This window comes from Streptomyces sp. Ncost-T10-10d, assembly GCF_900091955.1.
Classification (GTDB): Bacteria; Actinomycetota; Actinomycetes; order Streptomycetales; family Streptomycetaceae; genus Streptomyces.
Genome location: NZ_FMDF01000224.1, coordinates 122757 through 132500, shown reverse-complemented (window position 1 = coordinate 132500; position 9744 = coordinate 122757). Strand labels below are relative to the sequence as shown.

The 9744-nt window shown below is 69.6% G+C and carries 8 protein-coding genes; 4 read left to right on the top strand and 4 right to left on the bottom strand.

The features are described 5' to 3' along the window. Nucleotides 1-82 precede the first annotated feature (82 nt). Nucleotides 83-1057, bottom strand: a complete 975-nt coding sequence (locus GA0115254_RS40290; RefSeq protein WP_093900213.1) for a DeoR/GlpR family DNA-binding transcription regulator — start codon at nt 1055-1057, stop codon at nt 83-85. A 186-nt stretch (nt 1058-1243) separates the two neighbouring features. Then, complete coding sequence (locus GA0115254_RS40285; RefSeq protein ID WP_093900212.1) at nt 1244-2683, bottom strand: NAD(P)H-quinone dehydrogenase; 1440 nt, start codon at nt 2681-2683, stop codon at nt 1244-1246. Between the two features lie 260 nt (nt 2684-2943). Between GA0115254_RS40285 and GA0115254_RS40280 the strand changes: the two genes are divergently transcribed. From GA0115254_RS40280 to GA0115254_RS40270, 3 genes are all read left to right on the top strand, one after another. Further along, nucleotides 2944-3381 carry a gamma-glutamylcyclotransferase family protein gene (locus GA0115254_RS40280; protein WP_072486709.1) on the top strand — a complete coding sequence of 146 codons (438 nt, stop codon included), beginning with the start codon at nt 2944-2946 and terminating at the stop codon, nt 3379-3381. A 102-nt stretch (nt 3382-3483) separates the two neighbouring features. Further along, nucleotides 3484-4308 (top strand): purine-nucleoside phosphorylase, encoded by an 825-nt coding sequence (locus GA0115254_RS40275; RefSeq protein ID WP_093900211.1) that lies wholly within the window; start codon nt 3484-3486, stop codon nt 4306-4308. Between the two features lie 216 nt (nt 4309-4524). After that, nucleotides 4525-6165 carry a phospho-sugar mutase gene (locus GA0115254_RS40270; protein ID WP_093900210.1) on the top strand — a complete coding sequence of 547 codons (1641 nt, stop codon included), beginning with the start codon at nt 4525-4527 and terminating at the stop codon, nt 6163-6165. A 285-nt stretch (nt 6166-6450) separates the two neighbouring features. On the opposite strand, the gene GA0115254_RS40265 is transcribed toward GA0115254_RS40270, so the two are convergent. Further along, a complete protein-coding gene (locus tag GA0115254_RS40265) occupies nt 6451-7896 on the bottom strand; it encodes an NCS2 family permease (RefSeq protein ID WP_093900209.1) in 1446 nt (481 codons plus the stop codon). A gap of 276 nt (nt 7897-8172) precedes the next feature. On the opposite strand from GA0115254_RS40265, the gene GA0115254_RS40260 reads away from it, so the two are divergent. Beyond that, complete coding sequence (locus GA0115254_RS40260; RefSeq protein ID WP_176740488.1) at nt 8173-8850, top strand: helix-turn-helix domain-containing protein; 678 nt, start codon at nt 8173-8175, stop codon at nt 8848-8850. A 198-nt stretch (nt 8851-9048) separates the two neighbouring features. Here the strand turns inward: GA0115254_RS40260 and GA0115254_RS40255 are convergent, their stop codons facing one another. After that, entirely contained in the window at nt 9049-9642 is a 594-nt protein-coding gene (locus GA0115254_RS40255; protein ID WP_093900208.1) for a hypothetical protein, read from the bottom strand. Between the last annotated feature and the right edge of the window lie 102 nt (nt 9643-9744).

Below are 9744 nucleotides of genomic sequence, written 5' to 3'. Positions count from 1 at the left end.
CCCGGGCCTCAATCACCGGACGGGCTTGGTTTCGCGGAGGCCCGGTTCAGGAAAGGGCGGGTCGGGAAAAGCACCCCCTCCCTCACCGGCGCCGCAGATCCGCCACCCTCGCCCGATCCCCCTGCCCCTGTTCCGCCAGTACCGCAGCGCTCCGTAGCGGCTGCGGGCCGGGCCCGCCAGGACCACCCCCGCGCGTACGGCGCTGGCCGGGCAGTGGCATGTCGCGGCGGGCCTGGCGGCCCGGCGGGAGGGCCTCGGCCGGTGCGGGTCCGCTTCCGGCGCCGGCCACCGCGATCTGCACCCCCTGATCGGCCAGGGCCTGCAACTCGGTGGCGGCACGGTCGTCGTGGCCGGGCGGTTCGTCCGTCACCAGACGGGTGATGAGATCCGTCGGCACCGTCTGGAACATGGTGTCGGAGCCGAGCTTGGTGTGGTCCGCCAGGACCACCACCTCCGCCGCGGCCTGCACCAGGGCCCGGTCCACGCTCGCGGAGAGCATGTTGGACGTGGAGAGGCCGCGTTCTGCGGTGAGCCCGCTCCCGGAGAGGAACGCTCGCGAGACCCGCAGCCCCTGGAGGGACTGCTCGGCCCCACTGCCCACCAAGGCGTAGTTGGAGCCGCGCAAGGTGCCGCCGGTCATCACCACTTCCACCCGGTTGGCATGGGCCAGCGCCTGGGCGACCAGCAGCGAGTTCGTGACGACGGTCAGACCGGGGATCCGCGCGAGCCGGCGGGCCAGCTCCTGCGTGGTCGTACCGGCACCGACGACGACGGCCTCACCCTCTTCGACGAGACCGGCGGCCAGGTCGGCGATGGCCGTCTTCTCGGCGGTGGCGAGATGGGATTTCTGCGGAAAGCCGGACTCCCGCGTAAAACCGCCCGGCAAAACCGCACCGCCGTGCCGGCGGTCGAGGAGTCCTTCTGCCTCCAGCGCCCGCACGTCCCGCCGTACGGTCACTTCGGAGGTCTGGACGACGCGGGCGAGCTCACGGAGCGATACCGCCCCGTTGGCACGCACCATTTCGAGGATCAACTGACGACGTTCTGCAGCGAACACGAAACTGACAGTAACGTGACACCCGAGCGTTTTCAGCAGTTTGCGCCGAATAACAGAAGTTGTACATACAAGGGGCCACCAAGTGGTATGGGTGGCCCCGTTGTTGTTCCGTACTGGTCGTCAGACGGTCACCCGACCACCTGAGTTGCCGGGATCGGCCGGGGATTGCCGGGTTCCCGAGGGCGCTTACGCCTCGCCCGCGAGCTTACGGGTGTGCAACTGACGGGCCACTTCCGCGATCGATCCCGACAGGGACGGATACACAGTGAAAGCGTTTGCGATCTGTTCCACCGTCAGATTGTTGTCGACCGCGATCGAGATGGGGTGGATCAACTCGCTCGCCCGAGGCGCGACGACACAGCCGCCGACCACGATGCCGGTGCCGGGCCGGCAGAAGATCTTGACGAAACCGTCGCGTATGCCCTGCATCTTGGCGCGCGGGTTGCGCAGCAGCGGCAGCTTGACCACCCGGGCGTCGATCTTGCCGGAGTCGACGTCGGCCTGGCTGTAGCCGACGGTGGCGATCTCGGGGTCGGTGAAGACGTTCGAGGAGACCGTCTTCAGGTTCAGCGGGGCCACCGCGTCACCGAGGAAGTGGTACATCGCGATCCGGCCCTGCATGGCGGCGACCGAGGCGAGGGCGAAGATCCCGGTGACGTCACCGGCCGCGTACACGCCGGGGGCACTGGTGCGGGAGACCTTGTCGGTCCAGATGTGGCCGGACTCCTTGAGCCTGACCCCGGCCTCCTCCAGGCCCATGCCCGCGCTGTTCGGGATCGCGCCGACCGCCATCAGGCAGTGCGAACCGGAGATGACCCGGCCGTCGGCGAGGGTGACCTCGACCCGGTCGCCGACACGCTTCGCCGCCTGGGCGCGGGAGCGGGCCATGACGTTCATGCCACGGCGCCGGAAGACGTCCTCCAGGACGGCAGCCGCGTCCGGGTCCTCGCCCGGCAGCACCCGGTCACGGGACGAAACGAGGGTGACGCGTGAGCCGAGCGCCTGGTACGCGCCCGCGAACTCGGCACCCGTCACGCCGGAGCCGACCACGATGAGCTCCTCGGGGAGCTCGTCGAGGTCGTAGACCTGGGTCCAGTTCAGGATGCGCTCGCCGTCGGGGAGCGCATCCGGAATCTCTCGGGGGTGGCCACCGGTCGCGATCAGCACGGCGTCGGCGGTGAGCCTCTCCTCCGTACCGTCGGCGGCGGTCACGACGACCGTGCGGGAGCCGTCGGCGGCCTGGAGGCCGTCGAGGCGGCCGCGACCACGCATCACACGCGCGCCCGCACGCGTGACGGAGGCGGTGATGTCGTGGGACTGGGCGAGCGCCAGGCGCTTCACACGCCGGTTGACCTTGCCGAGGTCGACGCCGACGACACGGGCCGCCTGCTCGATGTGCGGCGTGTCGTCGGCGACGATGATGCCCAACTCCTCGTACGAGGAGTCGAAGGTGGTCATCACCTCTGCCGTCGCGATCAGGGTCTTCGAGGGCACGCAGTCGGTGAGCACGGACGCGCCGCCGAGGCCGTCGCAGTCGACGACGGTCACCTCCGCGCCGAGCTGGGCGCCCACCAATGCCGCCTCGTACCCGCCGGGTCCGCCGCCGATGATCACGATCCGGGTCACGAAAAGTCCGCCTCGCGTGTGTCATCCCGCGGCCGTCTGCTGCCCCGGCCGGGGGTCCGGGGGGTCGCCCCGGGGAATGCAGTACGTACTTCATTGTCCCGCACGCGCCAAGGTGCTTCGCCCCGGGGCCCTCCATACGTGCGCCGGGGCGTGCGCAATGGGGTTCCGCGACGGCAAGCGGAACGCTGCACGGAACCCCGTAAGGGGTCTTCCTCACAGGAATCGACGATCCGCCCACCGCCTCCCGTACCCTCGACCCCATGTCGCTCTACGCCGCGTACGCCGGCAACCTCGACGCGCGGCTGATGACGCGCCGCGCACCGCATTCCCCGCTGCGCGGCACCGGCTGGCTCAACGGCTGGCGGCTGACCTTCGGCGGGGAGCAGATGGGCTGGGAGGGCGCGCTCGCCACGGTGGTGGAGGCCCCCCGTTCCCAGGTCTTCGTGGCGCTGTACGACCTGGCGCCGATGGACGAGGACTCCATGGACCGGTGGGAGGGCGTCGGCCTCGACATCTACCGGCGGATGCGGGTGCGTGTGCACACCCTGGACGGCGAGGAGCCGGCCTGGATGTATGTGCTGAACGGGTACGAGGGCGGCCTGCCGTCCGCCCGCTATCTGGGTGAGATCGCGGACGCCGCGGAGTCCGCGGGCGCGCCGCACGACTATGTGATGGAACTGCGCAAGCGTCCCTGCTGACCCGCCGGACCAGCACTTTTGTGTGAATGTACGAGGAAGCGTGTGCAGACTCTAGGCATAGGCATCTACGCGCGTAGGGAATCACCGGCTACCCTCATCCGCGTGAACGCATCAGTTATTCCGGACAACATCCAGGGCGACCCGTACGCCGCCGCCGCCGACGCCGCTGCCCGCCTGCGCGAGCTGACCGGTGCCGAGACCCACGACGTCGCGCTCGTGATGGGTTCCGGCTGGGCACCTGCGGGCGAGGCGCTCGGCACTCCGGAGGCCGAGTTCCCGGTGACCGACCTGCCCGGTTTCCCGGCGCCCGCCGTGCAGGGGCACGGCGGCACGATCCGCTCGTACCGGATCGGCGAGAAGCGCGCCCTGGTCTTCCTCGGCCGCACGCACTTCTACGAGGGCCGCGGCGTCGCCGCCGTGGCGCACGGGGTCCGGACCGCCGTCGCCGCCGGCTGCAAGACCGTCGTCCTGACGAACGGCTGCGGCGGTCTGCGCGAAGGCATGCGCCCGGGGCAGCCGGTCCTGATCAGCGACCACATCAACCTGACCGCGGCGTCCCCCATCGTCGGCGCCAACTTCGTCGACCTGACCGACCTGTACTCGCCGCGGCTGCGCGCGCTGTGCAAGGAGGTCGACGAGACCCTCGAAGAGGGTGTCTACGTGCAGTTCCCCGGTCCGCACTACGAGACCCCGGCCGAGATCAACATGGTCCGTGTCATGGGCGGCGACCTGGTCGGCATGTCCACCGTGCTGGAGGCGATCGCCGCACGGGAGGCGGGAGCCGAGGTGCTGGGCATTTCGCTGGTCACGAACCTGGCGGCGGGGCTGAGCGGGGAGCCGCTCAACCACGAAGAGGTGCTGCAGGCTGGGCGGGATTCCGCTACGCGGATGGGGGCGTTGCTGGCACGGGTGCTTGAACGGATCTGAGCCGGGGACGTGGGCCGCGGGGTGCGGGGCCGGGTGTGCGTGGCGCCCGCGGCGGCCTGTTCTCCGCCCCGCCCCTTCCCGAACCGGGGCTCCGTCCCGGGCCCCGCGCCCCAGACGCCGGCGAGGCCGAGAAGCAAGCCGCTCCGGCGATCGAGGAGCGGGGGTCCTGAGGCAGCACCCCCGTAACCCACCCCACCCCGCAGAAAGGCGGACACCGTGCAGCAGGACCTCATCGCACAGGCCAGGACGTGGCTCGCGGAGGACCCCGATCCCGAGACCCGTGACGAGCTCGCCGAGCTCATCGACACCGCGGACCTCGACGAACTCTCCGCACGGTTCGCCGGCACGCTGCAGTTCGGCACGGCCGGGCTCCGCGGTGAGCTGGGGGCCGGGCCGATGCGGATGAACCGCGCGGTCGTCATCCGCGCCGCGGCCGGACTCGCCGCCTACCTCAAGGCCGAGGGACAGACCGGCGGGCTCGTCGTCATCGGGTACGACGCCCGCTACAAGTCCGCCGACTTCGCCCGCGACACCGCGGCCGTGATGACCGGCGCGGGCCTGCGCGCGGCGGTACTCCCCCGCCCGCTCCCCACTCCTGTGCTGGCATACGCCATACGGCACCTGGGCGCCGTCGCGGGTGTCGAGGTGACCGCCAGCCACAATCCGCCGCGCGACAACGGCTACAAGGTCTATCTCGGCGACGGCTCACAGATCGTCCCCCCGGCGGACGGCGAGATCGCCGCCGCGATCGCCGCGGTCGGCCCGCTCGACGGCGTGGCCCGCCCCGACGAAGGCTGGGAGACCCTCGGTGACGAGGTCCTGGCGGCCTACCTGGCCCGCACGGACGCCGTGCTCGCCGACGGATCGCCGCGCACCGCCCAGGTCGTGTACACCGCGATGCATGGCGTCGGCACCTCCGTGCTGACCGCCGCCTTCGCCCGGGCCGGGTTCCCGGAGCCCGTGCTCGTCGCCGAGCAGGCGGAGCCCGACCCGGCGTTCCCCACCGTCGCCTTCCCCAATCCGGAAGAGCCCGGCGCGATGGATCTCGCCTTCGCCACCGCACGCCGTACGGACCCCGACCTCGTCATCGCCAATGACCCGGACGCCGACCGCTGCGCCGTCGCCGTCCCGGACCCCGCCGCCGACGGCGGCTGGCGGATGCTGCGCGGCGACGAGGTCGGGGCGCTGCTCGCCGCTCATCTGGTCGCCCGGGGTGCCACCGGCGTCCTCGCCGAGTCGATCGTGTCGTCGTCGCTGCTCGGCCGGATCGCCGAGAAGGCCGGCCTCGGCTACGAGGAGACGCTCACCGGCTTCAAGTGGATCGCCCGCGTGGACGGTCTGCGGTACGGGTACGAGGAGGCGCTCGGCTACTGCGTCGACCCGGAAGGCGTACGCGACAAGGACGGCATCACTGCCGCGCTGCTCGTCGCCGAACTGGCCTCCGTGCTCAAGGAGCAGGGGCGTACGCTCCTCGACCTGCTCGACGACATCGCGGTCGAGCACGGGCTGCACGCCACCGACCAGCTGTCGGTCCGGGTGGAGGACCTGTCGGTCATCGCGGACGCCATGCGGCAGCTGCGCGAGCAGCCTCCGACCGCGCTCGCCGGTCTCGCCGTCACCTCGGCCGAGGATCTGTCGCAGGGCACCGAGCAGCTGCCGCCCACCGACGGGCTGCGCTACCACCTCCAGGGCGCCCGGGTGATCGTCCGCCCGAGCGGCACCGAGCCGAAGCTCAAGTGCTACCTGGAGGTCGTGGTGCCGGTCGGCTCGGTGGACGAGCTGCCCGAGGCGCGCGCGAAGGGTGCGGAGCTGCTCGCCGGGATCAAGCGGGACCTGGCGGCGGCGGCCGGGATCTGACCGGTCGCGCCGCCCGGCTCACGGGAACGTCCCGTACCTGATGCGTGCGTCACCCTCTCGGCCGCGAACGGCCGGGCCTGTGCGCTCGGCTGACGTTCACACCTCGTGCACTTGGCAGGACCGGCGCACCGGAAGAACCGAGAACGTGCTTGTCGACCCTGTGCACGAACACCTGGAGGCGATTGCGCACCGGCCTTGCCTTCGATCGATGAAGGTCGGTGTCATCCACGCGGATGCGGGAGAGTTCGGGCCGTCCCCCGCTCCGTTTCAGGTCCGCCACGTCGGCTACTTGATGTTGAGCAGCTGCTCCAGCGGGTCGATGGCGAAGTAGACGAGGAAGAGCGCCGCGGTGCCCCAGAGCAGCCAGTGGACTTCGCGGGCCTTGCCCAGGCACGCCTTGATGACCACGTAGGCGAGGAAGCCGGCGCCGATGCCGTTGGTGATGGAGTAGGTGAACGGCATGACGGCGATGGTCAGGAAGGCGGGGATGGCGAGTTCGTACCGGTCCCAGTCGATGTGTTTGACCTGGGTCATCATCAGGAACCCGACCGCGATGAGGGCGGGGGCCGCAGCCTGGAGGGGCACGATGGTCAGAACGGGGGTGAAGAAGAGGGCGAGGGCGAACAGGCCGCCGGTGATGAGGTTGGCGAAGCCGGTGCGTGCGCCTTCGCCGACACCGGCGGCGGACTCGATGTAGGTGGTGGCGGACGAGGCGGAGGCGGCGCCGCCGACGACGGCGGCTGCGCCGTCGATGAGCAGCACACGGCCCAGACCGGGGACCTGGCCGCGCTCGTCGAGGAGTCCGGCTTCGGCCGTGACGCCGACGACGGTTCCCATCGTGTCGAAGAAGTCGGACAGGATGAGAGTGAAGACGAGCAGGACGACGGTCAGCACGCTGACCTGACCGAACGAGCCGAACAGATCGAACTTGCCCAGGAGTCCGAAGTCGGGTGTGGCGACGGGCTTGTCGGGCAGCGAGGGCTCGGTCAGACCCCAGGACTTGATGTCGGCAATCCCGTTGATGACGACGGCGACGACGGTCATCACGACGATGCTGATGAGGATGGCGCCCTGCACCTTGCGGGCCAGGAGGACGATCGTCATCAGCACGCCGAGACAGAAGACGAGCATGGGCCAGCCGGTGAGGGTGCCTGTGCCGATCTGAACGGGCACGGTGGTGTTCGCGGCGTCCGGGATGCGGGTGACGAACCCGGCGTCCACGAAGCCGATGAAGGCGATGAACAGGCCGATGCCGACGCTGATGGCTTGTTTGAGAGGTTGCGGAATGGCGTGCATGATGGCCTCGCGCAGGCCGGTCATCACCAGTACGCAGATCAGCAGGCCTTCGAGCACGATGAGGCCCATCGCGTCGTCCCAGCCCATCAGCGGGGCGATCTGGAAGGCGGTGACGGCGTTGAGACCCAGGCCCGCAGCCAGAGCGAGCGGCAGGTTGCCACCCACACCCATGATCACGGTCATGACGGCGGCCACCAGGGCCGTGGCGGTTGCCAGTTGACCGGCGTCCAGCTGGTGACCGAACTTGTCCTCGGTACTGCTTAGGATGATCGGGTTGAGTACGAGGATGTACGCCATGGTGAAGAAAGTGGCGAACCCGCCGCGTATCTCACGGCCGTACGTCGAGCCGCGTTCACCGATGCGGAAGAACCGGTTGAGCGGGCCGCCGGGTCTGACTGTCGGCGCTTCGGCCGGGCCTGTCGTGCTGGTGTGCATGACTGCGTCTCCTGGACCTGCAAGTGCGAGGGACAACATGGCAGTGGCGCCGGAAGCGTGTGTCAGTCGGTTGTACGAACATACATACGGCGCCTTGCGAGCGGATCATACGCGGCAGGGACGTGATCTCAATCGCTTTGCAGAATCCATTAGTTGACCTTCCTGCACCGCCCCCTGTCGGTTCCTCCAAAATCACCGGCGACCTATCCAGTCAAACCGGGATGCGGGCGACAGCGGCCATGGAGTTCACCCCGGGTGACTCCCTACTCTCGGTCCGTGCATCCACCGCTCCCCTTCAACGCGCGCGCCGCCCGCATCCTGCGCGAGAAACTCGGGATGGCCCCCGGCCACGTCGCTTACGGCATGCGCGCCTCCTACGGCACGACCCACATCACCCCCGACCACATCACCGCGTGGGAACGCGGCACCGCACTGCCCACCGCCGGCGAACTCACCGCCCTGGCCGGTGCCCTGTGGTGCAACCCCCACGAACTCATGGGCGCTCCCCGCACCTTGCGTGAACACCGTCTCGCCCGCGGACTGGCCGTCGAGGACGTCGCCCGCGCCACCGGCCTCACCCTCGACGCCTACCACCAGATGGAAGAAACCGGCCGATGGACGGGCGACAAACGACAGTCCGCCAAACTCGGCGCCGCCCTCAACCTGCCCCCACGCGACTTCATCGCCATCACCGGCCTGGAGGACGAACTCGCCCGCCTCCTCACCGAAGCCGTCTCCACTCGTTGGCAGGCCCACATCCGTGCCATCGCCCGCCTCATCTCCACGGAACGCCGCGACCTGCAAGACCCCCTGCGCGACATGCACCACGAGTACCAGACCCTCATGGCCGCCACCCTCAGCCGAGCCGGCGGCACCACCGCCTCCGGCGAAAACGGGCGACGCTACATCGACGACATCGTCAACCACTTCTGGGCCCGGCTCCCGGAGCACTAGCCGGGCAGCATCCGCACGGCCGGCGCATCGGGAACGCGATCGGGCGGACCGGTCTTCCGTCAGGTCGTCGCGCCACTGCACCCGGCGCTCCAGGAAACGGGCGAGCAGGGCGGTGGAGTGCGCGCACCCTCCGTCTCGGGTGCGCGCACTCCGTCGAACAGAGAAGGCCCGGCCATCGGGCCGGGCCCCGGCCGAGCGTCAGTTCTTGACCGGCCACTCCAGTGGGTCCTTGTAGAAGCCCTGACTCAGTTGGACCGCGGCGGCCTTCTGGCCCTCGGGGATGAGGAAGGCAGTGCAGATCTTCTCCGACTGTCCCGGACTCATCTTCTTCCCGGTGTCCGGCGCCGGGCAGTTCGGCCACTTGGCGTCACCCATGATGACGATGAGGGCCTTGGTGCGCTCCCCCTTGTCCGTCTTGACGACCAGGTCGTCGTCCATGTCGCCGACTTCCATGGGCTTGCCGCTCTTGTGGGTGAGGGTGGACCACACATACACGGGGACCTTGGGGGCCTCGTCCTTGTCCTTGTCCAGGCCGGAGTTGTCCATGTCGGCCTTCGTTCCGGTCTGCACCTTCGTGGGCGTGACCGTGAACTTGCTGCCCTTCGAGTTCTGCATGGCGCTTTCCTGCGGCGGGCTGGCCTCGCCCAGACGGTAGGTCGTCCTGTCCTCCGACGAGGAGGAGCCGGAATCGAGCCCGCCTTTCCCCGAATCCGAGCCGTTGCAACCGGTCAGCACCACGGCCAGCGCCAAGGCGCCCACCGCCGCCGGCACAGCACGATTCCACGTGCGCATATCTTCTTCGATCTCCCCGTTGAAACATTCCCGTTGCCCGGCCGGGCGGCAAAGCCCGTACAGCCGGGGCGTGTTCGAGCGCACGATCTTGCCAGACGGGAA